The sequence below is a fragment of the Vibrio sp. OPT18 genome (genome assembly GCF_015163615.1).
GTDB lineage: Bacteria > Pseudomonadota > Gammaproteobacteria > Enterobacterales > Vibrionaceae > Vibrio > Vibrio coralliirubri.
This window is the reverse complement of record NZ_JADDYK010000033.1, coordinates 70,782-95,719: the sequence shown is the minus strand read 5'-3', so window position 1 is coordinate 95,719 and position 24,938 is coordinate 70,782. Positions and strand designations below refer to the sequence as shown.

Annotated in this window: 21 protein-coding genes, 1 pseudogene, 1 riboswitch and 1 other annotated feature; of the genes and pseudogenes, 15 read left to right on the top strand and 7 right to left on the bottom strand. The window is 44.3% G+C overall.

Going from position 1 to position 24,938, the window contains the following annotated elements:
• The first annotated feature begins 60 nt into the window (after positions 1–60).
• The 3 genes from lolA (at position 61) to serS (ending at position 3,526) form a co-directional block, all read left to right on the top strand.
• Complete coding sequence (gene lolA, locus IQQ51_RS06990) at positions 61–657, top strand: outer membrane lipoprotein chaperone LolA (RefSeq protein WP_193840670.1); 597 nt, start codon at positions 61–63, stop codon at positions 655–657.
• Between the two features lie 63 nt (positions 658–720).
• Positions 721–2,076: a replication-associated recombination protein A gene (locus IQQ51_RS06985; protein ID WP_228012716.1), complete on the top strand. Its 1,356-nt coding sequence runs from the start codon at positions 721–723 to the stop codon at positions 2,074–2,076.
• Between the two features lie 142 nt (positions 2,077–2,218).
• Positions 2,219–3,526: a serine--tRNA ligase gene (serS, locus tag IQQ51_RS06980; RefSeq protein ID WP_010439959.1), complete on the top strand. Its 1,308-nt coding sequence runs from the start codon at positions 2,219–2,221 to the stop codon at positions 3,524–3,526.
• Between the two features lie 125 nt (positions 3,527–3,651).
• On the opposite strand, the gene IQQ51_RS06975 is transcribed toward serS, so the two are convergent.
• Both IQQ51_RS06975 and bioA read right to left on the bottom strand, forming a co-directional pair.
• On the bottom strand, positions 3,652–5,298 hold the full coding sequence (locus IQQ51_RS06975) for a response regulator (protein ID WP_193840668.1): 1,647 nt from the start codon (positions 5,296–5,298) through the stop codon (positions 3,652–3,654).
• 462 nt (positions 5,299–5,760) lie between these two features.
• Positions 5,761–7,044, bottom strand: a complete 1,284-nt coding sequence (gene bioA, locus IQQ51_RS06970; protein WP_193840667.1) for an adenosylmethionine--8-amino-7-oxononanoate transaminase — start codon at positions 7,042–7,044, stop codon at positions 5,761–5,763.
• A gap of 160 nt (positions 7,045–7,204) precedes the next feature.
• Here bioA and bioB point away from each other — a divergent pair, with 160 nt between their 5' ends.
• From bioB to bioD, 4 genes are read left to right on the top strand one after another with little or no spacing between them, the layout of a single operon-like run.
• Complete coding sequence (gene bioB, locus IQQ51_RS06965; protein ID WP_016792500.1) at positions 7,205–8,257, top strand: biotin synthase BioB; 1,053 nt, start codon at positions 7,205–7,207, stop codon at positions 8,255–8,257.
• Positions 8,244–9,455, top strand: coding sequence for an 8-amino-7-oxononanoate synthase (gene bioF / locus IQQ51_RS06960; RefSeq protein WP_193840666.1), 1,212 nt, complete (start codon positions 8,244–8,246; stop codon positions 9,453–9,455). Before bioB ends, bioF begins: the two co-directional genes overlap by 14 nt.
• On the top strand, positions 9,456–10,259 hold the full coding sequence (gene bioC / locus IQQ51_RS06955; protein ID WP_193840665.1) for a malonyl-ACP O-methyltransferase BioC: 804 nt from the start codon (positions 9,456–9,458) through the stop codon (positions 10,257–10,259).
• Positions 10,256–10,939, top strand: coding sequence for a dethiobiotin synthase (gene bioD, locus IQQ51_RS06950; RefSeq protein ID WP_193840664.1), 684 nt, complete (start codon positions 10,256–10,258; stop codon positions 10,937–10,939). The genes bioC and bioD overlap by 4 nt, the downstream gene beginning before the upstream one ends.
• A gap of 114 nt (positions 10,940–11,053) precedes the next feature.
• On the opposite strand, the gene IQQ51_RS06945 is transcribed toward bioD, so the two are convergent.
• A complete protein-coding gene (locus tag IQQ51_RS06945; protein WP_017078977.1) occupies positions 11,054–11,221 on the bottom strand; it encodes a hypothetical protein in 168 nt (55 codons plus the stop codon).
• 276 nt (positions 11,222–11,497) lie between these two features.
• Between IQQ51_RS06945 and htpX the strand changes: the two genes are divergently transcribed.
• Positions 11,498–12,361 (top strand): protease HtpX, encoded by an 864-nt coding sequence (htpX, locus tag IQQ51_RS06940; protein ID WP_048617716.1) that lies wholly within the window; start codon positions 11,498–11,500, stop codon positions 12,359–12,361.
• 266 nt (positions 12,362–12,627) lie between these two features.
• Here htpX and purB read toward each other — a convergent pair whose 3' ends face one another.
• The 3 genes from purB to mnmA all read right to left on the bottom strand — a co-directional run bounded on the left by purB (position 12,628) and on the right by mnmA (position 15,943).
• Positions 12,628–13,998, bottom strand: coding sequence for an adenylosuccinate lyase (gene purB / locus IQQ51_RS06935; RefSeq protein WP_019822492.1), 1,371 nt, complete (start codon positions 13,996–13,998; stop codon positions 12,628–12,630).
• A 143-nt stretch (positions 13,999–14,141) separates the two neighbouring features.
• A complete protein-coding gene (hflD, locus tag IQQ51_RS06930) occupies positions 14,142–14,759 on the bottom strand; it encodes a high frequency lysogenization protein HflD (protein ID WP_019822494.1) in 618 nt (205 codons plus the stop codon).
• Between the two features lie 47 nt (positions 14,760–14,806).
• Positions 14,807–15,943 carry a tRNA 2-thiouridine(34) synthase MnmA gene (gene mnmA, locus IQQ51_RS06925; protein WP_048609389.1) on the bottom strand — a complete coding sequence of 379 codons (1,137 nt, stop codon included), beginning with the start codon at positions 15,941–15,943 and terminating at the stop codon, positions 14,807–14,809.
• Between the two features lie 204 nt (positions 15,944–16,147).
• Between mnmA and IQQ51_RS06920 the strand changes: the two genes are divergently transcribed.
• Both IQQ51_RS06920 and IQQ51_RS06915 read left to right on the top strand, forming a co-directional pair.
• Positions 16,148–16,417, top strand: a complete 270-nt coding sequence (locus IQQ51_RS06920) for a hypothetical protein (RefSeq protein WP_010439986.1) — start codon at positions 16,148–16,150, stop codon at positions 16,415–16,417.
• 102 nt (positions 16,418–16,519) lie between these two features.
• The gene (locus tag IQQ51_RS06915) at positions 16,520–17,824 is read left to right on the top strand and encodes an inosine/guanosine kinase (RefSeq protein WP_017065317.1); all 1,305 of its coding nucleotides are present in this window, start codon (positions 16,520–16,522) and stop codon (positions 17,822–17,824) included.
• A gap of 195 nt (positions 17,825–18,019) precedes the next feature.
• Here IQQ51_RS06915 and IQQ51_RS06910 read toward each other — a convergent pair whose 3' ends face one another.
• On the bottom strand, positions 18,020–18,430 hold the full coding sequence (locus IQQ51_RS06910) for an H-NS family nucleoid-associated regulatory protein (protein WP_017060262.1): 411 nt from the start codon (positions 18,428–18,430) through the stop codon (positions 18,020–18,022).
• A gap of 364 nt (positions 18,431–18,794) precedes the next feature.
• Positions 18,795–18,972: riboswitch (Lysine riboswitch) on the top strand.
• 112 nt (positions 18,973–19,084) lie between these two features.
• Between IQQ51_RS06910 and IQQ51_RS06905 the strand changes: the two genes are divergently transcribed.
• The 5 genes and pseudogenes from IQQ51_RS06905 to hisB form a co-directional block, all read left to right on the top strand.
• Positions 19,085–20,677, top strand: coding sequence for a Na+/H+ antiporter NhaC family protein (locus tag IQQ51_RS06905; RefSeq protein WP_048609390.1), 1,593 nt, complete (start codon positions 19,085–19,087; stop codon positions 20,675–20,677).
• 190 nt (positions 20,678–20,867) lie between these two features.
• Positions 20,868–21,003, top strand: a sequence feature (His leader region).
• Positions 21,004–21,056: 53 nt separating this feature from the next.
• Positions 21,057–21,953, top strand: coding sequence for an ATP phosphoribosyltransferase (hisG, locus tag IQQ51_RS06900; protein ID WP_048617711.1), 897 nt, complete (start codon positions 21,057–21,059; stop codon positions 21,951–21,953).
• Positions 21,953–23,254 carry a histidinol dehydrogenase gene (gene hisD, locus IQQ51_RS06895; protein ID WP_059019210.1) on the top strand — a complete coding sequence of 434 codons (1,302 nt, stop codon included), beginning with the start codon at positions 21,953–21,955 and terminating at the stop codon, positions 23,252–23,254. The genes hisG and hisD overlap by 1 nt, the downstream gene beginning before the upstream one ends.
• Before the next feature lie 9 nt (positions 23,255–23,263).
• Positions 23,264–24,304: a histidinol-phosphate transaminase gene (gene hisC / locus IQQ51_RS06890; RefSeq protein ID WP_193840663.1), complete on the top strand. Its 1,041-nt coding sequence runs from the start codon at positions 23,264–23,266 to the stop codon at positions 24,302–24,304.
• Positions 24,305–24,435: 131 nt separating this feature from the next.
• Positions 24,436–24,938, top strand: a pseudogene (gene hisB, locus IQQ51_RS26780) (histidinol-phosphatase); the annotation flags it as partial.

Below are 24,938 nucleotides of genomic sequence, written 5' to 3'. Positions count from 1 at the left end.
ATACCCATTAAGTCGGTCAAATCGAAAATATGACCGACTTATGTTCTAACAGGATTATTGATGAAAAAAGTATTCGCACTTTTATTTATGAGCTTCTCAGTGTTTGCTTCTCCGAAAGAAGAGTTGAGTAGCCGTTTGGCATTAAACGCAGGCTTCAGCGCTGACTTTAAACAAGTCGTGACCAGCCCTGATGGTGATGTTGTTATGGAAGGTGAGGGCACGGTAGAGATTGCACGCCCAAGCTTGTTCCGCTGGGAGACCACGTTTCCTGATGAAAACTTGTTGGTATCTGACGGCCAAAGCTTGTGGTACTACAGCCCGTTCATTGAGCAAGTGAGCATTTACTGGCAAGAGCAAGCGACATCACAAACACCTTTTGTCCTGCTTACACGTAACCAAGAAAGTGATTGGGATAACTATAATGTGGCGCAAGCGGGTAACCAATTTACGCTAACGCCAACTGCTGTCGATTCTAATCAGGGCGACTTCCAGATTAATATCACCGAAAAGGGCATTGTTCAGGGCTTTAATGTGATTGAACAAGATGGTCAAAAAGGTGAGTTTACCTTTATCAATGTTGACTTGGGTAAACCTGCAGCAGACCGCTTTACTTTTGTGGCACCGGAAGGTGTCGAGGTCGACGACCAAAGAAACTGATCTAAAAAGCAGATCGTTTGGTAGTACGTCGATAGGCATCAATGCCATCAACGAATCAAGAGATTGCAATTGAGTAATTACAGCTTAGATTTTGCGGGGGACGAAGATTTTCGTCCCCTTGCTGCTCGTATGAGACCGGAAACTGTCGAACAGTACATCGGCCAGCAGCATATATTAGGCCCAGGTAAACCACTTCGCAGAGCATTGGAAGCGGGCCATATCCACTCGATGATTTTGTGGGGGCCTCCGGGCACCGGTAAAACGACGTTAGCGGAAGTGGCAGCAAACTATGCCAATGCTGAAGTAGAACGTGTATCGGCGGTAACTTCGGGCGTAAAAGACATCCGTATTGCGATTGATAAAGCGCGTGAGAACAAGCAAGCAGGGCGCAGAACTATCCTGTTTGTGGACGAAGTCCATCGCTTTAACAAAAGTCAGCAAGATGCTTTTCTGCCTCATATCGAAGATGGCACCGTGACCTTTATTGGTGCGACGACAGAAAACCCCTCTTTTGAATTGAACAACGCTTTGTTGTCACGTGCGCGTGTCTATAAACTGACGTCCCTGAATACAGATGATATTTCTCTCGTTATTCGCCAAGCGATTGAAGACAAGCAACGCGGGTTAGGTGATGTGCCTGCTGATTTTGCTGATAATGTTTTAGATCGCCTTGCAGAATTGGTTAACGGTGACGCACGTATGTCGCTTAACTACCTTGAACTGCTGTATGACATGGCAGAAGATAACGATAAAGGCGAGAAAGCGATAACCTTGCAGTTGTTGGCTGAAGTGGCTGGTGAGAAAGTCGCTCGTTTCGATAACAAGGGTGATATTTGGTACGACCTAATCTCCGCGGTTCATAAGTCAATTCGTGGCTCAAACCCTGATGCGGCCTTGTACTGGTCAGCACGAATGATTGCTGCGGGTTGTGATCCTTTGTATATCGTTAGACGCTTGCTGGCGATTGCTTCTGAAGATATTGGCAACGCTGACCCAAGAGCAATGCAGGTTGCGATGTCGGCGTGGGATTGCTTCACTCGCATTGGCCCAGCCGAAGGGGAGCGTGCGATTGCGCAGGCGGTTGTTTATCTTGCGTGTGCACCAAAGAGTAACGCCGTTTACACCGCGTGGAAGCAAGCTCTAACAGATGCTCACAATCTTCCTGAATATGAAGTCCCTCATCATTTGCGAAATGCACCGACAACTTTGATGAAGGACATGGGCTACGGGCAAGAATACCGTTATGCTCATGACGAACCAGGAGCCTACGCGGCGGGTGAAAAGTATCTGCCTCCTGAAATGGGAGAGAAGCAATACTATTTCCCAACAAAACGAGGCTTAGAGACCAAAATTGGCGAGAAGCTAGATTATCTGGCGGATTTGGACGCAAAAAGCCCACAAAAACGCTATGAAAAGTAGTCTTTTTTGGATATCGTTACCTAGTCATAAAATTTCAATTAAATCGTTATAAATTGGTCGAAATAGCACCAGTTTTAGGGGTTTAGCAGTGATTCAGTAGCAAACTACTGAATATTCAAATAACTAAAGCATAGGATTAGCAATGCTGGATTCTAAATTACTTCGAGCTGAGCTGGATGAAACAGCGGCAAAATTAGCACGTCGAGGCTTCACCCTTGATGTAGAGACAATTCGTGAACTTGAAGAAAAACGTAAGTCCCTTCAGATGAAAACTGAAGAGCTACAAGCGTTACGTAACTCTCGATCGAAGTCCATTGGTCAAGCGAAAGCAAAAGGCGACCATGAAGAAGCTGAGCGTATCCTTGCTGAAGTAGGCAACTTAGGCGCAGAACTAGACCAAGCTAAAGTAGCATTGGCTGACCTTCAATCTGAGCTAGAAACGATCACAATGTCTATTCCTAACCTACCTGATGCAGAAGTGCCAGATGGTAAAGACGAAGATGACAACGTAGAAGTTTCTCGTTGGGGTCAACCTAAGACTTACGACTTTGAAGTGAAAGATCACGTCGATCTTGGCGAAATGTCTGGCGGTCTTGATTTTGCTAGCGCAGTTAAAATCTCTGGTTCTCGTTTCATCGTGATGAAAGGCAAGTTTGCACGCCTACACCGTGCTATTGCTCAGTTCATGCTGGACCTTCACACTGATGAGCACGGCTACACAGAAATGTACGTACCGTACCTAGTGAACCACGATAGCCTTTACGGTACTGGTCAACTTCCTAAGTTCGGCGAAGACTTGTTCCACACAAGCCCGCTAACTGAGCAAGTAAGTGACGTACCTCTTAAGACTCTATCACTTATCCCTACTGCGGAAGTACCGGTAACGAACATGGTTCGTGACACGATTACTGATGAAGCTGAACTGCCACTTAAGATGACAGCTCACACGCCATGTTTCCGTTCTGAAGCGGGTTCTTACGGTCGTGACACTCGTGGTCTTATCCGTATGCACCAATTCGACAAAGTTGAATTAGTACAAATCACTAAGCCAGAAGACTCAATGGCAGCGCTTGAAGAGCTAACTGGCCACGCTGAGAAAGTACTTCAACTTCTAGAGCTTCCTTACCGTAAAGTGATTCTATGTACAGGTGACATGGGCTTCGGTTCTGCGAAAACTTACGACTTAGAAGTATGGGTTCCAGCACAAGAGACTTACCGTGAGATTTCTTCTTGTTCAAACATGTGGGATTTCCAAGCGCGTCGTATGCAAGCTCGTTTCCGTCGTAAAGGCGAGAAAAAACCTGAACTTGTACACACACTAAACGGTTCTGGTCTTGCTGTTGGTCGTACTATGGTTGCTATCCTTGAGAACAACCAAGAAGCTGATGGCCGTATTGCAATCCCAGCAGTACTTCAGCCATACATGGGCGGCGTAACGCACATCGGTTAATGCCAATTTAGGTAAATCAAATTTAGATTAATCTGACTTGCCAAAATATTTAAAAGGCTTTGCTGTAATGGCAAAGCCTTTTTCGTATCTGAAGCTTACCCAAGTAGAAGCTGTATAAAGAGAAGCTACATAAAAGAGAAGCTCGCTTTGGTTGCTTCGTCTGCTTGCTTACAAGCTAATAACGCCTTTCGATAGTAATTTTGATAATTGTTTTTGGTCAGTTCATCAAGCGTATAAAGTTGAGTGACCACACCATCACATTTTTGAATAATCGTTGAAACCTGTTTCGCACCCATTGCGTCAGGCCAAATAACAGAGAGCAGTTTGACGATGTTCATGCATACGTTTTTGATCATCGGGCATCGCTTGTGAATCTCTAAATAAGCGACCAGTATCTGTTTATAATCCGACGAAGCCTGCTTAATGCTGACGTTGCTCTGTTTGAGCCATTCCATCTTTTCTGCGTTACGGCGTTTCATCTCACTGCACATGGTCATTTGGCTAGAAACAACGGTTTCGTTCGCCGTTTGGATGATCATCATGCCACAGCGGCTCTCTGCGACTTTAAACTCATTCTCACAACTCATTCTGTCTAACAACCAGGTGTGGTGATAGATAACCGGGAATGCATTAAAGCTATTTCTGTCATGCAGTGCAGTCAAAATAGTCACCGCTTTTTGGTACTGTTTTGATTCCATTGCTATGTGTGCTGCAATGAGTGCTAAATCCGTTTGAAGACCTGCTCTTGCCTCTGTAGGGATTTTCGAAATCAGATAGTTTACTTGATCGAGTGTTGCTTTATTATTGCTCTCACCAGATGCGCAATAGAGCAAAAATCGAATATGGTTGAGCTTCATATAGAGGTTATCTCGAAAGGTATCTCTATTGATCTGCACATAGTTCTGATAGTGAACCAACGCCGTCTTGGTATCATTCACGGAGAGACACAGATTTGCGATTGCCAGTTCCCTTTCTGAGTTACCCGGTGTGAGTTCACTTGCCAATTTAAAATGGGCAATCGCAGCAGGAACTTTATTACTGATAAGGTTCACTTGAGCTGCTTGGTCGCGATACAAGGTGCTGGTGGGTGCCGAATCAATCAAGCTTTCGATCATTTGTTGTGCTTCATTGATCTGACCTAAATTCGCAAGGCTGTTTGCTAGACCCGCTTGAGCCCAATCAAAACTGCCTTCATCAAGCGCCTTCTCATATACGTTCTTTGCTTCTTCGTAAAGCTTAAGCTTTGACAAAAAGCTTCCGCGAAATTGCTGGATGGTCGTAAAATATTCAGGATGAAAGGCGATCAGCTCTTCGCAGAACTCAAGTCCGGCTTCATAGTCATTTTCTCGTTCGGCCTTATAGATTTTTTGTAGCACCAGCTTCTTTTTTAAAGAGCTTGTAATACGTTGTTTTAAGGTCTCACGATTGAATGGTTTTAATAAATAATTATCTGGTCGAAGCTCTAAAATAGGGCGGATTGATAAAGCGGAATTCTCACCTGTAACCAGAATAAATATTCCATCGTCTTTCAATCTATTCGATTGTTTAAGCTCTTCAAACAGCTGCTTGCCATTGATGGTGTTACCAAAGTTGTAGTCACAGATAATCACATCAAAAGTCGTCTCGCTTGTTATCGTCATAGCGATGCGAGGGGATTTAGCAATTGAAATCATTCGCTCTGAAAAGCCGATATGAATCAACATATTGCGGATGGTTGATAGCACGATCGATGAGTCGTCAACGATAAGTACATTGAGTTGGTTTAATTTCATGTTTACTTTAAATTATTTACTGACGTGAATTCCGCAGCGATTACGGGTTGCTTTGCTGTCTTGCTCGATCGACAAAACAGAAAAGCTCTGTTTCTACCAAGTTGATACAAGCTTTCGTTAATATTTATTATCTAAGTACAGTCGAATTAAATTAGCTGATTTGATTCTAGAATGAAATCGAATGAGGAAGCACATCATAATATCCGACAAAAAAATGGCTTGTATTTTAAGCGGCTATTGACCCGATAGGTAACACTCTTTTGCTAATTGTTTTTATGGAGAGGATTAAATTTATTTGTGAGATTCTTCAGTGTGGAATCATAGATAAAATATCAGATTGAGATGTTTTTATTGACTGTCTGATTATTTGCCTTGTGAGTAAGCCACCTTTAGTACTCTAAAGGCGGCGTATCAGCTTATATACTTATAAGTTTTCGGAATTTCTATTTAGCTTTGTTTATATCAATTTGACTTGAAGCAAGCAGATTGTTGCAGAGCTTTATCAATTGCAGAGACCAGTTGCTCGATATGCGTAGGTTCGCTGATAAATGGAGGCATCATATAAATTAGCTTACCAAACGGACGGATCCAAACGCCTTGCTCTACAAAGTGAGCTTGGATGGTTTCCATATCGACAGGTGTGTGGGTTTCAACGACGCCAATCGCGCCCAACCAGCGAACGTCTTTGACAATATCATGCTCTCGCAACGGTGGTAGCATCTCAGAGAAAAGCTGTTCAATCTGCTGAGTCTGATTTTTCCAATGACCTTGCTCGATGATGGATAAACTTGCCGCACCGACTGCGCAAGCCAATGGGTTGCCCATAAAGGTTGGCCCGTGCATAAAGCAGCCCGCTTCACCGCCACATACCGTGTCAGCAACTTCTTTACTCGCAAGCGTCGCTGACAATGTCATATAGCCACCAGTTAAAGCCTTGCCTACGCATAAGATGTCCGGTTGAACATCGGCATGCTCGCAAGCGAACAGTTTCCCTGTGCGGCCAAATCCGGTCGCAATCTCATCCAAGATCAGCAATACGTTGAACTCATCACACAGTAAGCGCACTTGTTTTAGGAACTCAGGGTGGTAGATGCGCATACCGCCAGCACCTTGCACGATTGGCTCTAAGATCACGGCTGCGACTTCTTGATGGTGTGCTGCCAGCTTTTCTCGAAAGCTATCGATGTCACTTGAGTTCCACTCATCCCAAAAGCCTGTTTTTGGCGAATCAGCGAAAATATGTTCCGGTAAAAAGCCTTTGTAGAGGTTGTGCATCGAGTTGTCAGGGTCGGTCACTGACATCGCCGCAAAGGTATCACCGTGATAGCCATCTCTTAGTGTGAGGAATTTTGAACGAGGTTGTCCTTTAGCGTGCCAATATTGCAGTGCCATCTTGAGGCTAACTTCTACGGCTACTGAACCTGAATCGGCCAAAAATACATGCTCAAGATTACTTGGCGCGAGATTCAAAAGCTTCTTACATAAATCGATAGCGGGTTGGTGGGTGATGCCACCAAACATAACGTGTGAAACCTTATCGATTTGGCTGTGAGCTGCAGCATTTAGCTCAGGGTGATTGTAGCCGTGGATGGTTGACCACCAAGATGACATACCATCAATAATTCGTTTCCCGCCTTCTAATTCTAGGTAAACACCGTCTGCGTTGGTGACTGGGTAGCAGGTCAGAGGTGTTAACGTTGATGTGTAGGGATGCCAGATATGCTGGCGATCAAAGGCGAGATCCATAGTAACTTCCATTCTTGGTGTGATTAAAAAATAACCAGATGTAAACTTTTGATATTATCAATGTGTTGACAGTCTAAAGCTTGTCGGTAGACTAGCCAAGCATAAATGCAATCTCTATTGATCGAGATGAAACATCAAATAATAAAAAAAGGATCGACACGTGGAAGTTCGTCATGACTGGACAGTTGCTGAAGTAACAGCGCTGCTTGAAAAACCGTTTATGGATTTAATGTTTGAAGCTCAAGTGGTTCATAGACAATACCAAGAGCACAACCACGTGCAGGTGAGTACGCTTCTATCGATTAAGACCGGTGCTTGTCCTGAAGATTGTAAGTACTGTCCTCAAAGTGCTCACTACCGAACGGATGTCGACAAAGAACGCCTAATGGAAGTAGAGCGTGTTTTGGATGCGGCGCAAAAAGCCAAGAACGCAGGCTCGACTCGTTTCTGTATGGGCGCGGCGTGGAAAAACCCGAAAGAACGCGATATGCCTCACCTGACTGATATGATCAAAGGTGTGAAAGGTATGGGTCTAGAAACGTGTATGACACTAGGTATGTTAACGCCAGATCAAGCCGGCGAGCTAGCGGATGCAGGTTTGGATTACTACAACCATAACCTTGATACGTCTCCTGAGTTTTACGGCAGCATCATCACCACTCGTACATACCAAGATCGTTTAGATACGTTATCTCACGTGCGCGATGCCGGTATGAAGATCTGTTCTGGTGGCATTATTGGTATGGGCGAAAGTACCAATGACCGTGCAGGTTTGCTGGTAGAGCTAGCGAACCTTCCTGTGCACCCTGAGAGTGTGCCGATCAATATGCTCGTAAAAGTGAAAGGCACACCGATGGAAAACGTCGATGATGTTGAATCTTTTGACTTCATTAAGTTAATTGCGATTGCTCGTATCATGATGCCAATGTCTGCGGTTCGTCTATCTGCAGGTCGCGAGAATATGAATGAACAGATGCAGGCGATGTGCTTCATGGCTGGCGCGAACTCTATCTTCTACGGTTGTAAGCTACTGACTACGCCAAACCCAGATGAAGACACGGACATGCAGCTGTTTAAGAAGTTAGGTATCAACAGCCAACAAGTGGCTCAGAAGCCTGATGAAATTCAAGAAAACGAACTGTTAGATCAAGTGGTGGAGCGCGTTGCTGCTCGTCCAACGAAAGATGACATGTTCTACGATGCCACTGTTTAAATCCCGTATCAAAGATGCCCTTGTTCAACGCCGTGAACAGGGGCTAACTCGTCAACTCAAGGTACTCGAAAACAGTAATGGCTCTTTGCTTACTTGCGAAGGCTCTCGCTTTATTAATTTTTCGAGTAATGATTACCTAGGTTTGGCGAACGCCCCTGAATTGGTGGAGGCGTGGCAAGCGGGGCTTTCTCAGTATGGTGCTGGCAGTGCGGCATCGCCATTGGTCACGGGTTTTAGTCCTGCTCATCGAAATTTAGAGACTCAGCTGTGTGAATGGCTTGGCTTTGAACGCGCCATTCTCTTTAGTTCTGGTTTCAGTGCTAACCAAGCCTTGTTGTTTTCTCTGCTCGAAAAAGACGACTCTCTGTTACAAGACAAACTTAACCACGCCTCTTTGATGGAAGCGGGGATGCTTTCTCCTGCAACCATGAAACGCTTTAAGCACAATGACACGCAACATTTAGAGTCGCTATTGAGCCGCTCTTCGCAATCGTTAGTCGTGACAGAAGGTGTGTTTAGCATGGATGGCGACCAAGCGCCTCTCAGTCAGATATCTAACCTGACCCATCAATACGACAGTTGGTTGGCGGTTGATGATGCCCACGGTATTGGCGTATTAGGTGATAAAGGGGCTGGGAGTTGCAGTGCGGCACAAATCTCACCCGATATTCTAGTCGTCACTTTTGGTAAAGCATTTGGCCTATCTGGTGCTGCTGTTTTGTGTTCGTCAGAAGTCGGTGACTATCTAACTCAGTTTGCTCGTCATCATGTTTACTCTACGGCAATGCCACCCTCACAAGTGGTAGCTTTGTCTCATGCCTGTCAGATGATTCAAACTCAAGAATGGCGCCGAGAAAAGCTGATCGAATTAGGGGCTCTCTATGCAGAGCAGATGAGAGGCTTGAAAGGCTTTGTGGATACTCAGACTCCGATTAAGCCATTTGTGATAGGTGAAGCTCAGGCGGCATTATCTATCGCTGAAGAGTTAAAGAAAAATCAAGTTTGGGTGACCGCAATAAGGCCGCCAACCGTTCCTGGAGGAACCGCTCGGTTACGAATCACGTTAACGGCTAACCATAGCCATGAACAGATTCTCCAGTTAACCAGGTCGTTGCATCAAGCCATTGAACGAAACATCGACTCAGGCATTAAATCGGGTATCCATCCAAGCTTTGAATCAAATAAAGAGGCTCAGTAAATGTCACAAGAAGCAGTAGTGCATAATTACGTTGGCCAAGATAAGAGTGCGATTGCTGAAGCCTTTGGTAAAGCGGCAACAACCTATGACAAACACGCTGAATTTCAGCGAGATGTTGGCCACCGATTATTGGATAAATTACCCTGCGATCTATCAGGCTTTAAGGTGCTGGATCTAGGTTGTGGTACCGGCTATTTCTCAGAGCAACTTGTAAAACGAGGCGCCGAAGTGGTTTGCGCTGATCTTTCTGTTGGAATGTTAGCAACAGCAGAGAAGCGGTGTGGTGCATCTGTCTCTTTATATAAACAAGCCGATGCCGAACAATTGCCGTTTGAAGATGGGTGTTTTGACATCGTTTTCTCTAGCCTTGCGTTGCAATGGTGTGACGACTTGTCGTCGCCTTTGAGAGAGATGAAGCGTGTTACAGCGGTTGGTGGGCGTGTTATTTTCTCAACTTTGCTTGATGGGTCACTGTTTGAGTTGAAAAAGTCATGGTCCAAAATTGACGCACATCAACACGTTAACCATTTTATTACAATCAATCAGGTAAAAATTGCGTTAGCGCAATCTAGCTGTACGGTTCATCAACTAGACTTGCCCACCATCACCGTTTGGTACGACACTGCGTTTGAACTGATGCGCGACCTTAAAGGCATCGGCGCTAATCACGTAAGTGGTCGCTCACAGGGTTTAACAAGTCGCAGCATGTTGCAGCTTGTTGAACGGGAATATCGAGAGTTTAAAAACCATCAAGGTTTCTTGCCAGCAACATATCAAGTTTGTTTAGGGGTTATTCAATTATGATTGATGCATTATTTATTGCAGGTACGGATACCGAAGTGGGAAAAACTGTGGTTTCAAAAGCGATTCTTCAAGCTTTGGCCGCACAAGATTTATCGACAATTGGTTATAAGCCAGTTGCTGCAGGGTGTGAGAAATACCCTGAAGGTTTACGTAATAGTGATGCTCTGCATCTTCAAGAAGCGGCGACGCAAGATATTGCTTACGAAGACGTAAACCCGTATGCACTATTGTTACCGTCATCGCCTCACATCGCTGCGAAGCATGACGGTGTGGTGATTGATGAAGCCGTATTATCTGCAAAGCTGAAAGAGCATAAGCAAAACTCTGACATCGTGTTAGTTGAAGGTGCTGGTGGTTGGCGTGTACCGGTTTCAGATGATGAATATCTGTCTAGCTGGGTTAAAAAAGAGCAGCTGCCAGTAGTACTTACTGTGGGTATTAAACTTGGTTGTTTGAGCCACGCTCTATTAACGGCAGAAGCGATTCGTGCTGACGGCCTAAACCTAGTAGGCTGGGTCGCAAACCGTATCAATCCAGGTACTGAGCACTACGCAGATATTATTGCGATGCTTGAAGATAAGCTAGGTGCGCCAAAATTAGGTGAAATCCCTTACGTACCAAAAGCGAAGTCTAAGAACATTGGCAAGTACATTGATGTGCAGCCTTTGCTTGCGCTTTAATTATCACGCTATGTACTAAATAAGAAAAGGGCTGCGATTGCAGCCCTTTTGCTATTTTAAGCCTTTAGACCTTGAGTTGATAAACAACCGATCTTTTAATAAACAAGCTTAGAATTAATGTTCTTTCGTCAGTCCCATTAAAGCTTGCTGAGTTTCTGTGATTTTTGTCTGTGCCGTTTGCGGTGTTAGGATTCCAATCTGCTTTTTCGCTTCTTCTTCAGTAATCCCTAGGTGACAGCACAGTAAATCGATAGCCATTTGAGTGTTAGTACCTTCAACCATGATCCTTCCCTTTTTGTACATGGACTAGCCAATAAATCATCTGAAGTCACTGTAAACGGATTGTTATATCGACACCATACGACTTAGGTCTAATAGAGTGGATTTAATTCGGATATGGTCTCGTAATCAAATGTTGCAATTTAATGCTTAACCTTGTTTTCTTAATCTAAGACTATATGTATAAGTAAGTATAAGTCTCAAGGTTGGAATCTATTGCTGTCTGCCTTGTCTATAACAATAAGTTTTATAAAAACAGCTTTCATGCGGAGATAAGTAATGAAGCGAGTAATGTTGTTCCTTGCAACCAACCTAGCGGTTGTATTGGTACTAAGTGTTGTTCTTAATATTGTATACGCAGTTACAGGTATGCAACCCGGTAGCCTCTCAGGCTTATTGGTGATGGCTGCGGTATTTGGTTTTGGCGGCTCATTCATTTCATTAATGATGTCGAAGAAAATGGCGCTACGCTCTGTAGGCGGCATGGTCATTGAAAGCCCACGTAACGAAACAGAACATTGGTTGATGGAGACGGTAAGCCGTCAATCTCAACAAGTTGGTATTGGTATGCCAACAGTGGCGATCTACGATTCGCCAGACATCAACGCATTTGCAACTGGCGCTAAGCGTGATGATTCATTGGTCGCAGTATCAACGGGTCTTCTGCACAGTATGACGCGTGACGAAGCTGAAGCGGTATTAGCTCACGAAGTTAGCCACATCGCGAATGGTGACATGGTGACCATGACTCTAATGCAAGGTGTTGTGAACACGTTCGTTATCTTCCTGTCTCGTTTCATCGCCAACATTGTTGCGTCGAATGACAACGAAGAAGAGGGTGGCAGCAACATGATGGTGTACTTCGGTGTATCTATGGTGCTGGAACTGGTATTTGGTTTCCTAGCGAGCTTCATTACCATGTGGTACAGCCGCCATCGTGAGTTCCATGCTGATGCAGGTGCAGCGCACTTGGTAGGTAAAGAGAAGATGATTGCAGCGCTAGAGCGTCTAAAGGTGAGCCACGAGCCACAACTAGAAGGTTCTATGATGGCGTTTGGTATCAACGGTAAGAAGTCTCTAACTGAGCTTCTAATGAGCCACCCGCCGCTAGATAAGCGTATTGCTTCTCTACGTAACATGTAATCTCTAATACAAGCTGCTGTCGTTAAGCGGCAATGTGTATTCTAAAGGCTTCCTTCGGGAGGCCTTTTTTGTACTTGCTGCTTAAGAAAAGGAACGGATGTCTGTCTAATGCGGTTTGCAGTATTTGAATGGGGGAGGCTAGTTGGAAGAAGTCAGGCTAGATTGACGACGGTTGTTTTACTTAGGGACTACTGTTCGAAACATTTGTTCTACACAACAAAAAGGCTTCCACGTGGGAAGCCTTTGTTTATTCGTTTGTTCGAATCTTACAGCTTGTCAGTCAGCTCGATTGCTTGACCGATGTAGTTCGCTGGTGTCATCTCTTTCAGGCGAACTTTCTCGTCTGCAGGGATTTCAAGACCGTCGATGAATGCACGCATGCCTTCGCCATCTACACGCTTACCACGAGTTAGCTCTTTTAGCTTCTCGTATGGTTTCTCGATACCGTAACGACGCATTACTGTTTGTACTGGTTCAGCCAGTACTTCCCAGTTCTTGTCTAGTTCAGCAAGTAGCGCTTCACGGTTAACTTCTAGCTTGCTAATACCTTTCAGAGTTGAAGTGTATGCAATGATTGCGTAGCCAACACCAACACCTAGGTTACGAAGAACCGTAGAGTCAGTTAGGTCACGTTGCCAGCGAGAAACTGGAAGTTTTTGTGCAAGGTGGCTAAATACTGCGTTAGCTAGACCAAGGTTGCCTTCAGAGTTTTCGAAGTCAATTGGGTTAACTTTATGCGGCATTGTAGAAGAACCGATTTCGCCAGCAATAGTCTTCTGCTTGAAGTGACCAAGAGCGATGTAGCCCCAAACGTCACGGTCGAAGTCTAGAAGGATCGTGTTGAAACGAGCAACAGCGTCGAATAGCTCAGCGATGTAATCGTGAGGTTCGATTTGAGTTGTGTACGGGTTCCAAGTTACGCCAAGAGATTCAGTGATGAACTCTTCGCTGAATTGGTGCCATTCAACTTCAGGGTATGCAGAAAGGTGAGCGTTGTAGTTACCTACAGCACCGTTGATTTTCGCTAGGATCTCAACGCTTTCGATTTGCTTGAATTGACGTTCCATACGGTACGCAACGTTAGCCATCTCTTTACCCATAGTAGAAGGAGAAGCTGGCTGACCGTGTGTACGAGAAAGAAGAGGAATATCACGGTACTCGTTCGCAAGAGCTTTGATAGCATCGATTACGTTGCGAATTTCTGGAAGAATCACTGTGTCACGAGCTTCTTTAAGCATAAGCGCGTGAGATGTGTTGTTGATGTCTTCAGAAGTACATGCAAAGTGAATGAATTCGTTAACTGCGTGAAGCTCAGGAACGCCAGCAACTTTCTCTTTCAAGAAGTATTCAACCGCTTTAACGTCGTGGTTTGTCGTGCGCTCAATCTCTTTGATACGCAGAGCATCTTCTTCGCTGAAGTTAGCGGCTAGTTCATCAAGAAACTGGTTAGCTTCTGCACTGAACGCTGGTACTTCTTTGATTGCATCAGTTGCTGCAAGCTTTTGTAACCAACGAATTTCAACGATAGAGCGGTACTTTAGTAGTCCAAACTCACTAAAGATGCTGCGTAATGCAATAGTCTTACTTCCGTAACGGCCGTCTACTGGTGAAACAGCAGTCAATGCTGACAGTTCCATGGTGTTCTCCTGAATTGAGTTTTCTAAATTTTGAGAGGTTTATACCAGTAACAATCTCAATTGTCACGCACATTGCGCAATCGTTTGCGTGAGAGTTGTGTTGATACAAAAAACAAGCTCGCGACGAGGCGCGAGCTAATAAATTACATTCGAGCTAGTAGGATTTGAGCCTGCTCGATCATCTTCTTGCGACCGAAGATAAGATGGCGGCGTTTACCACCAACCTGGCGCCAAAGAACAGCGCTTCGAATTCCTGACAAAAGGAGTGCACGAACTTTGTGCTGGCTCGATGTCTGTTGAAGTACTGCTGGTGTGCCAGATACCTGAATACGTGGACCAATAGGGCTCACAACATCAAGGTAGATGCTCGCTAGGTTGCTGATCATTTGCTCGTCAAACAGATCAAAATGTTCAGTTTGGCGTTCTGCAGTTTGAATGCGATCGCCAAGCTGAGACATAGAGTCATTACGAGAAGATAGCTTACGTTCAAGAGCCATCAAGCTGATGATGTAGCGCGTAATATCGCTACCAGCTGGAGTACTATCGATACCTTTTACTAAGCACTCAAGGCCAAGCTTTAGGTTCGCTTCACGTCCAAATACGCCCACGGTGTTCGCCGGGTTGGTATTTAAAATAGCATTGAGTGAAGCTTCGAAGGCATCTTTATCACAATGGCCGTCTTTCGCTACTTGTTGAACCAAAGCCACAGCTTGGCAAATTCCGGCGAAAGCAATAGTACGGTCATAAAGTGTATTAGCCACGTAGTAACTCCTAGTTGTCTTCTATCGTTTGTTGTTCGTCGATTTGATTAAATGCGCTTTTCGATGATACCGCCACCAAGACAAACGTCGTCTAGGTAGAACACTGCCGATTGACCTGGGGTCACAGCAATCTGTGGTTCATCAAAAATAACCTTAATGTTCTCATCATCAATTGGGATGATTGTACAAGGAATATCGGTTTGACGGTAACGTGTTTTTACCGTGCATGTCATAACTTCAGTAATTGGTGTGCGATTTACCCAGTGAAGCTGAGAAGCGATCAAACCTTCTGATTTTAAAAGAGGGTGGTCTTTACCTTGTACTGCGATCAGAACATTACGCTTCAGATCTTTTTCACCAACAAACCATGGTTCTTCGTTACCGCCGCCACCTTTAGTGCCGCCAATATGAAGGCCTTTACGCTGACCTAGCGTGTGGTACATCAAACCTTGGTGTTGACCAATCACTTGGCCTTCAGGTGTTTCGATGTTACCCGGCTGTGCTGGTAGGTATTTGCCTAGGAACTCCGTGAACTTGCGCTCACCGATAAAGCAGATGCCTGTTGAATCTTTCTTCTTCGCTGTGATCAAGTCTTGCTCTTCAGCAATACGTCGCACTTCTGGCTTCTCTAATTCACCGACAGGGAATAGGCTGCGTGCCACTTGATCTGAGCTTAGCGTGTATAGGAAATAGCTTTGGTCTTTGTTGCTGTCTAGACCGCGTAGCATTTCTGGTTTTACGCCAGCATCAAGCTCTTCTTGAGTTGGGAAAGTACGACGAACGTAGTGACCCATCGCAATGTAGTCTGCGTCTAGCACTTCATCCGCAAACTCTAAGAATGCTTTGAATTTGATTTCTTTGTTACAAAGAATATCTGGGTTAGGTGTACGACCTGCCTTGTACTCTTCAAGGAAGTATTCGAATACGTTGTCCCAGTATTCTGCAGCAAAGTTGATAGTGTGAAGGTGGATACCTAGTTTGTCACATACCGCTTGAGCATCAGCAAGATCTTCAGCTGCCGTGCAGTATTCTTCGTTATCGTCTTCTTCCCAGTTTTTCATGAAAAGGCCTTCTACCTGATAGCCTTGTTGCTGAAGAAGATACGCCGATACTGACGAATCTACACCGCCGGACATACCGACAATTACTTTCTTTTCGCTGTTTCCAGAGCTGATATCTGACATGTCTAAACACCGTTACTATTACTTGGTCGCAGATTCTAACAGAAAGAGAAACGCCGTGACAGATCCGAGACCGGAATCACAGTTTCATTTGCACAAATAGTGCGCTGACTTTGTTAGAGAATCGCATGAGAGCGAGGTGAGTCGCTAGGATGTCAGAAGTATATGTGGCATAGTCGCTCGAAATCCAAGACCTGAGATAAAAAAATGTCTGAACAAAACGAATTTATGCAAGAAGAAGAGCTGATTGAGATTATCGAGAACCAGCTTGAAGATGGCGAACCAGTGAAAGTGAAAGAGACGTTGATGCGTTTAATGATGACTGGCACTCCTCGTGAAGAGGCAATTGCGGCTATGGCATGTGCACTGGCAATTGAAGTATTTGACGTTATGAAAAACGGCGCGGAGTTTAACCAAAAACGTTACGCAGAGCATTTGGGGATGCTGCCTGATTTAAGCTTTATGGAAGGCGAATAAAAAAAACCTTCAGCAAACGTTTGCTATAGTTTGAAAGATTGCCGCGTTAAATATAGCGCGGTAGAATCCGCCACCTATTTCCCCTTGACTTAGACTAGCCCTATGAAATTCCCTGGACAACGTAAATCAAAGCACTACTTTCCGGTTCACGCTCGTGATCCTCTAGTGAGCCAAGCTCAAAGCAGTAAAAGAATGTCACGCACTCATATTATCGGTATTGACCAAACATTGGTGGATATTGAAGCAAAGGTGAGTTCTGAACTTATTGAGAAGTATGGTTTGAGCAAGGGACATTCACTGGTTATTGGCGACGCAGCCGCTGAATCTTTATATCAAGAATTAAAAGAACAGTGCCTGATTACCAATGAATACGCTGGTGGCACAATTGGTAACACATTACACAACTATTCAGTGCTAGCGGATGACCGATCTACACTGTTAGGTGTAATGAGCCAAGATATTAAGATTGGTAGTTACGGTTACCGCTATTTATGTAATACATCAAGCAGAATGGATCTGAACCATTTACAAGGGGTAGATGGCGCAATTGGTCGCTGCTTTGCATTAATTACAGAAGACGGTGAACGTACTTTCGCAATTAGCGAAGGACAAATGAACCAATTAAAACCAGAAAGCATTCCTGAAAAAATCTTCAAAAGTGCTTCTGCTTTAGTCTTAACCGCTTATTTAGTTCGTTGTAAGCCAGGCGACCCTATGCCTGAAGCAACAATGAAAGCGATCGAATACGCGAAGAAATACGATGTGCCAGTCGTGCTTACACTAGGTACTAAGTTCGTTATTCAAGATGATCCAGAATTCTGGAAAGATTTCCTTGAGCAACACGTAACGGTTGTTGCAATGAATGAAGACGAAGCTGAAGCATTAACGGGTGAAAGCGATCCACTGGCTGCATCAGATAAAGCGTTAGAGTGGGTAGACCTTGTTCTATGTACTGCGGGACCTGTTGGCCTATTTATGGCTGGTTATACAGAAGATGCAGCTAAGCGTGAAACGTCACTGCCTTTACTTCCAGGTTCAATTGCTGAATTCAACCGTTTTGAATTTAGCCGTCCTGCGCATAAAGATTTATGTGAAAACCCAACTAAAGTGTATTCGCACATTGCGCCATACATGGGTGGTCCAGAAAAGATCAAAAACACTAACGGTGCAGGTGATGCTGCGTTATCAGCTTTATTACATGATATGGCTGCTAATAAGTACCACAAAGAAAACGTGCCAAACTCAAGTAAGCACCAACATTCATTCTTGACGTACTCTTCGTTCTCACAAGTTTGTAAATATTCTAACCGTGCAAGCTATGAAGTGTTGGTTCAACACTCTCCACGTTTATCTCGAGGCCTTCCTGAAAGAGAAGATAGCCTAGAAGAAGCGTACTGGGAAAGATAAGTTACTTTCTTTAATCAGTAGTACTATCAGTATCAGTTGGTTTCTAATACTGATAGTACAAATATAAAAAAGGCTCCGAAAGGAGCCTTTTTTGTTTCTGAATATATTGAAGTCGTAAATAATACTTTGGTCGACTTAAATATTAATTCTATTGCTTAGCGTGTAATTGGTTACTACACTAAGTAAACTAAATGTTTAGATAGCAAACTCTTCTAGAGATTTACCAGCATCTAGCTGTTCTTGGATAGCTGAAGGCGTACGGCCTTGACCTGTCCAAGTCTTCTCGTCGCCGTTTGCGTCTACGTATTTGTATTTCGCTGGGCGAGGAGCGCGTTTAGCTTTTGTTGTTTTAGATTTTGCTTCACCAGAAAGTGCAGCAATAAGATCGGCAACATCAATTCCGTCTTTTGCAATTTGTTCAGCAATAGCAGAAAGCTTAGCTTCTTGCTCTGCTTTAGCAGCACGCTCTTCAGCTTCAGACTCTTGACGCTCTTGTACAACAATAGTCAGCTTGTCTAGCGCTTCTTCAAGTTGCTCAAGAGTTAATTCACGTGAGAACGCACGAAGGCTGCGGATATTTAATAGAGTTTTTGTTAATTCAGACATGATATTTTCCATCAAGGTAAACTAAATAATCTTCCTAATAATAAACAGAGCCTAGGAATAAAACAAATAGTATTTCTTCTATTACATATTTAAATATAAAAGTGAGATGAATAGTTGAAAATTCAGAGCCGTATTTCTATCGAATTTATAATAATTATTAAGATTATCTTAAAAACTGATATGTGACTGGTGGAGTAGTTAACTTATGTAGACTATTCTCTTATTGATTAGTTCATTAGCAAAAAGCTATTTTTCTCGGAATGATATGTTGCATTGTTGCTCTTGATGAGTACAATTGCGGCTACCTGATGCGAGGTGTTGGTTAATTTGTTGTTAAACTCTGGTTTACACGGTTAATAATGTTATCGCACGTAGAGGTGCAATTATAAAAAGTAACTTCCGTTGGGGTGATGCCAATGAACGGGAATGAAAGGTGTAATTGCCGAAGTAAATTGTATATCTAAGCAATTTGCTGGGGTTGTGCTCAATAGGTACAACACTGCCATAGTCTTAATTTTAAACTATGGAGCGCTACTGTAGGGTTGGGTGAAGTGTTCACTTCCCTTTCGCTTAGTTCAACATGAGCTTGGTCAGCCGTATCAAGTTTGTCTGCAGTAGATCTCTAGCCAAATAAAAAACTGGTTTTTGAAGATCATGAATTTAATAGATTTTGCAACATCACCTTTATCTTTGCTTCCGCCCCTTGTGGCTTTGAGCCTTGCTATTGTTACCCGCCGTGTATTGGTTTCTTTGGGTGTCGGTATCATCATGGGTGCGATTCTACTTGCTGACTACTCAGTAGGTAACGCAGCTAGTTACGTGTTTACTAAAGCATCTGGTGTTTTCATCGAAGATGGTGGCATCAACACTTGGAACATGAGCATCATTGCATTCCTAATTATTCTCGGAATGACAACGGCATTATTAACACTGTCTGGCGGTACTCGCGCATTCGCGGAGTGGGCGCAGTCTCGTGTTAAGAGCAAACGTGGTTCAAAACTACTTGCTGCCTTCTTAGGTGTATTCATCTTTGTTGATGACTACTTTAACAGCCTAGCGGTTGGTGCTATCTCTCGTCCTGTAACAGACCGCTTCTATGTATCTCGCGCTAAGCTTGCTTATATTCTAGATTCAACGGCTGCTCCTATGTGTGTGATCATGCCTGCTTCTAGCTGGGGTGCTTACATCATCACTATCATTGGTGGCATCTTAGTAACACACGGTGTGACAGAGTATTCTGCACTGGGTGCATACGTTCGTCTTATCCCAATGAACTTCTACGCTGTATTCGCACTACTAATGGTGTTTGCAGTGGCATGGTTCGGTCTAGACGTTGGTAAGATGCGTGAGCATGAAATCGAAGCATCTCAAGGCCGTGGCTTTGAAGGCGACAACGATCAAAAGCAAGCTCACGATCTAAATGAAGAGCTAGACATCGAAGAGAGCGAAAACGGTTCAGTTTCTGATCTGGTTATGCCAATCGTATCGTTAATCGTAGCGACGGTTGCTGCGATGCTTTACACCGGTGGCCAAGCGCTTACTGCTGATGGTCAAGCATTTAACCTTCTAGGTGCGTTTGAAAATACGGATGTAGGTAAGTCACTTGTTTACGGTGGCGTTATCGGCTTAATCGTTGCTCTAGCAACTGTATTCAAACAGAAGCTGTCTATGGCAGATATCGCAAGAACGATGTGGATTGGTGCAAGCTCTATGTTTGGCGCTATCCTAATTCTTGTGTTTGCTTGGACTATCGGTTCTGTAATCGGCGACATGAAAACAGGTTCTTACCTATCGTCTCTAGTAACGGGCAGCATTGATTACCACTGGCTACCAGTTATCTTGTTCCTTCTTGCTGGCATTATGGCTTTCTCGACAGGTACATCTTGGGGTACGTTCGGTATCATGCTACCTATCGCGGGTGACATGGCTGCTGCATCTGACATCGCGCTAATTCTGCCGATGCTAAGTGCGGTTCTAGCGGGTGCTGTATTTGGTGACCACTGTTCTCCAATCTCAGACACAACGATTCTGTCTTCTACTGGTGCTCGTTGTAACCACATTGACCACGTATCGACTCAGCTTCCATATGCGCTGTCTGTGGCGTTCGTATCGTGCATTGGTTTCATTACCCTAGGTATGACATCTTCAATTGGCATCGCATTTGGCGCAGCGTCTCTAACGTTTGTTGCTGTATGTTTTGCATTGGCTTACTTCTCTCGCTGCAAAATGGCGACGTGCAAAAGCTAAAACTGAAAGCTAATCAGTAAACTATCAGGGAGGCATTAGCCTCCCTTTTTTGTGCTTGTTAATTTAATTTTAAGTTTCGTGAAAAAAGTTCGAATAAATGGTTGAAAAAGGATCTCAGCTTAGTTAGTGTGGAGATAAGAAAGCAAACAACTGAAGAGCTTATAAGTATGCGTAAATTAGTAATGAACATTCATCACCATCATCACCCTATCTAGTCTTTCGGGGAGATTTACGTATACCCGGGAGCAAGAATTCTCCCGGAGGTTAAGTCAAAGAATTTAGATTTAAACCCTCGGGATGACAAGGTCTTCCGAGGGTTTTTTAGTTTTAGCGCTTTTAAATAATCAATAAATTCAAATATTTGCACAGGGATACAGCAATGCAGACACAACGCCTAAGAATCGCAATTCAAAAGAAAGGTCGCTTAAGTAAAGAGTGCCAAGACCTACTTAAAAAATGTGGTGTTAAATTTAACATCATGGGTGAGCGCCTAGTTGTTCATTCACTAAATATGCCAATCGACTTGTTATTAGTTCGTGATGATGACATCCCAGGTCTTATCATGGATGGTGTGGTTGACCTTGGTTTCATCGGTGAAAATGAACTAGAAGAAGTACGCCTAGACCGTGTTGCTCTAAAAGAGCCATCAGAGTTTCGCACACTACGTCGTTTAGATTTCGGTGGTTGCCGCCTTTCTATCGCAATCAACAAAGATGAAGTGTACAACGGCCCACAAGATCTTGCGGGCAAACGTATTGCGACAACTTACCCACAACTACTGAAAGCCTACATGGATGAGCAGGGTGTTGAATTCAGCACTTGTATGCTAACAGGCTCGGTTGAAGTTGCTCCTCGCGCTGGACTAGCAGACGCTATCGCAGATTTAGTTTCTACAGGCGCAACGCTAGAAGCAAACGGCCTAAAAGAAGCAGAAGCTATCTTCCAATCTAAAGCAACACTGATTCAACGTGTTGGTGAGTTCGACGCAGATAAAACCGCATTGATTGAAAAACTACTGACTCGTATGCAGGGTGTTCAACAAGCGAAAGAGTCGAAGTACATCATGCTTCACGCGCCAACATCTCAGCTAGAGCAAATCAAAGCATTACTTCCTGGTGCTGAAGATCCAACGGTTCTTCCACTATCAACAGACAAAGACAAAGTTGCCGTTCACCTAGTAAGTACAGAGAACTTGTTCTGGGAAACAATGGAACAGCTGAAAGAGTTGGGTGCAAGCTCGATTCTAGTATTACCAATCGAAAAAATGATGGGGTAGTGACGATGAGAACCGTTGTTTGGCAATCTTTAAGTGAATCACAGCAAGACTCGGTATTAGAGCGTCCAGCTATTACTGAAGGTGCAAACATCACAGCGACCGTTTCTGATGTTATTGCAAAAGTACGGAATGAAGGCGATGGCGCGCTTAAAGAGCTGACTGCAAAGTTTGATGGTGTAACTCCTGAATCTATTCGAGTCAGTTCAAATGAAATTGAAGAGGCGTGTGCTCGTCTAACACCAGAAATGAAGCAAGCGCTAGAGCAAGCTTATAGCAACATTGCTAAGTTCCACGAAGCTCAAAAGCCGCAGCCAATTAAGGTTGAGACACAACCGGGCGTAGTGTGTGAGCAAGTGACTCGCGCGATTAATACTGTTGGCCTTTATATTCCAGGTGGCAGCGCGCCACTTCCGTCAACGGTTCTTATGTTAGGTGTTCCCGCTCAAATTGCAGGTTGCCGTAAGGTTGTGCTTTGTTCACCTCCGCCAATCGCTGACGAAATCTTGTATGTCGCAAAGCTTTGTAAGATCGACGAGGTTTACAACGTTGGTGGTGGCCAAGCGGTGGCTGCAATGGCTTACGGTACCGAGAGTGTTGCTAAAGTCGATAAGATCTTCGGCCCAGGTAATGCCTACGTGACAGAAGCGAAGCGCCAAGTGAGCAATGACTTCCGCGGTGCGGCGATTGATATGCCTGCTGGCCCATCTGAAGTATTGGTGATTGCTGATGAAACGGCTGATGCCGACTTTATTGCAGCAGATTTGTTAAGCCAAGCTGAACACGGTCCGGATTCTCAGGTTGTCTTGGTAACACCATCTCCGGTGGTTGCAGACCAAGTAACAGAAGCGGTTCAGAAGCAACTGAAAGAGCTGTCTCGTGCGAATATCGCTCAGCAAGCATTGGCTTCAAGCTTAATCATCATTGCTGAATCGCTCACTCAAGCGATTGCGATTTCGAACTTCTACGGCCCTGAGCACTTGATCGTTCAAACCAAGAATCCACGTGAATTGCTGCCATTGTTAGACAATGCAGGTTCAATCTTCCTGGGTGACTGGTCTCCAGAATCTGCAGGTGACTACGCATCAGGCACAAACCACGTTCTTCCGACTTACGGCTATACCAAGACGTATTCAAGCCTAGGCTTGGCTGATTTCTCTAAGCGAATGACGGTGCAAGAGCTAACAGCCGATGGTTTGAAAGGCCTAGCGCCAACAGTAGTAACAATGGCGGAAGCCGAAGGCTTGGATGCACACAAACGCGCTGTGACCATCCGAGTTGAAAAGTTAAATAAAGCGAAATAAGGGTAGGGCATGGAAAAGTTAGCAAGAAAACAAGTTCAGGCTCTGACACCTTACTTGTCTGCAAGACGCATTGGTGGCAGCGGAGATGTATGGTTGAACGCCAACGAATCTCCGTTTGATAACGAGTACAACCTGAACTTGTCTCGTCTTAACCGTTACAGCGAGTGCCAGCCAAAAGAACTGATTGACGCTTACGCTCAATACGCAGGCGTGAAATCAGAGCAAACTCTGACAACGCGTGGTGCTGACGAAGGTATTGAATTACTGATTCGTGCTTTCTGTGAGCCGAACGAAGACGCTATTCTTTACTGCCCACCCACTTATGGTATGTACGCAATCAGTGCAGAGACGATTGGTGTTGAGCGTAAGGTTGTGCCTCTGACGTCTGAATGGCAATTGGATCTTCCAGCTATCGAAGCTCAACTCGACAACGTAAAAGTGGTGTTTGTTTGTAGCCCAAATAACCCAACCGGTAATTTGGTTGATCGCAAAGACATCATCAAGTTGCTTGAAATGACACAAGACAAAGCGATTGTGGTCATGGATGAAGCGTATATCGATTTTTGTCCAGAAGCGTCAACCGTTGATTTGCTTGATCAATATCCAAACCTAGCGATTCTGCGTACCTTGTCGAAGGCCTTTGCTTTAGCGGGTTTACGTTGTGGTTTTACGCTAGCGAATAAAGAGCTTATCGATGTACTGTTGAAAGTGATCGCTCCTTATCCTGTGCCAATCCCTGTTGCTGACATTGCCGTTCAAGCACTCTCAGAGCAAGGACTAGCGCGAGCTAAGTTCCAAGTTCTGGATTTAAGTGCTAACCGAGCGTATTTGCAAGCGGGTCTATTAGGCATGCCTCAAGTGACGGTATTTGATGGTTGGGGTAACTACCTTCTGGTTAAATTCCCGAACGGTGATGAGTTATTTAAAGCGGCTTGGGATACAGGCATCATCTTACGTAATTCACCAATTGAAGACTGTGTTCGTATTAGTATTGGTAACCGCGAAGAGTGCGAAAAGACACTTGGATTCATTCGTAACTTTTATCAGTAACGAAAGGCTTACCAGTAATAACATTTGCCAGTTTGAGTTTATTAATCGCAGGCTGGCAAGTGAAACCAATATTTTGGGTTAGCGTTTGATTTTAGCTAGGCCACCAGATTTAAAATTAAAAGGAAGTTCAAGTGAGTAAACAACAGAAAATACTTTTTATAGACCGTGACGGCACCTTAATTGTTGAGCCGCCAGTTGACTTTCAAGTAGACCGTTTAGACAAGCTAAAATTCGAACCGCTAGTGATTCCTAGCCTGCTTGCTTTGCAAGACGCTGGCTACCGCTTAGTGATGGTCACTAACCAAGATGGCCTAGGTACCGACAGCTACCCACAAGAAGATTTCGATGCGCCACACAATATGATGATGGAGTTCTTCGAATCTCAAGGCGTTAAGTTTGACGATGTGCTTATTTGCCCTCACTTTGACGAAGACAACTGCTCTTGCCGCAAGCCTAAACTGGGTATGGTTAAAGAGTACCTACAAGGCGGTAAAGTCGATTTCCAACACTCTGTTGTGATTGGCGACCGAATGACGGATCTTCAACTGGCTGAGAATATGGCTATCCGCGGTATTCAATATGGCCCGGATGCGGAAACTGAAGGCACGCTTAACTGGCCACAAATCGTTAAAGA

Coding starts and splice junctions, on each gene's coding strand:
- lolA (WP_193840670.1), top strand. CDS start 61: ATGAAAAAAGTATTCGCACTTTTATTTATGAGCTTCTCAGTGTTTGCT.
- serS (WP_010439959.1), top strand. CDS start 2,219: ATGCTGGATTCTAAATTACTTCGAGCTGAGCTGGATGAAACAGCGGCA.
- IQQ51_RS06975 (WP_193840668.1), bottom strand. CDS start 5,298: ATGAAATTAAACCAACTCAATGTACTTATCGTTGACGACTCATCGATC.
- bioA (WP_193840667.1), bottom strand. CDS start 7,044: ATGGATCTCGCCTTTGATCGCCAGCATATCTGGCATCCCTACACATCA.
- bioF (WP_193840666.1), top strand. CDS start 8,244: ATGCCACTGTTTAAATCCCGTATCAAAGATGCCCTTGTTCAACGCCGT.
- bioC (WP_193840665.1), top strand. CDS start 9,456: ATGTCACAAGAAGCAGTAGTGCATAATTACGTTGGCCAAGATAAGAGT.
- bioD (WP_193840664.1), top strand. CDS start 10,256: ATGATTGATGCATTATTTATTGCAGGTACGGATACCGAAGTGGGAAAA.
- IQQ51_RS06945 (WP_017078977.1), bottom strand. CDS start 11,221: ATGGTTGAAGGTACTAACACTCAAATGGCTATCGATTTACTGTGCTGT.
- htpX (WP_048617716.1), top strand. CDS start 11,498: ATGAAGCGAGTAATGTTGTTCCTTGCAACCAACCTAGCGGTTGTATTG.
- purB (WP_019822492.1), bottom strand. CDS start 13,998: ATGGAACTGTCAGCATTGACTGCTGTTTCACCAGTAGACGGCCGTTAC.
- mnmA (WP_048609389.1), bottom strand. CDS start 15,943: ATGTCAGATATCAGCTCTGGAAACAGCGAAAAGAAAGTAATTGTCGGT.
- IQQ51_RS06920 (WP_010439986.1), top strand. CDS start 16,148: ATGTCTGAACAAAACGAATTTATGCAAGAAGAAGAGCTGATTGAGATT.
- IQQ51_RS06915 (WP_017065317.1), top strand. CDS start 16,520: ATGAAATTCCCTGGACAACGTAAATCAAAGCACTACTTTCCGGTTCAC.
- IQQ51_RS06910 (WP_017060262.1), bottom strand. CDS start 18,430: ATGTCTGAATTAACAAAAACTCTATTAAATATCCGCAGCCTTCGTGCG.
- IQQ51_RS06905 (WP_048609390.1), top strand. CDS start 19,085: ATGAATTTAATAGATTTTGCAACATCACCTTTATCTTTGCTTCCGCCC.
- hisG (WP_048617711.1), top strand. CDS start 21,057: ATGCAGACACAACGCCTAAGAATCGCAATTCAAAAGAAAGGTCGCTTA.
- hisC (WP_193840663.1), top strand. CDS start 23,264: ATGGAAAAGTTAGCAAGAAAACAAGTTCAGGCTCTGACACCTTACTTG.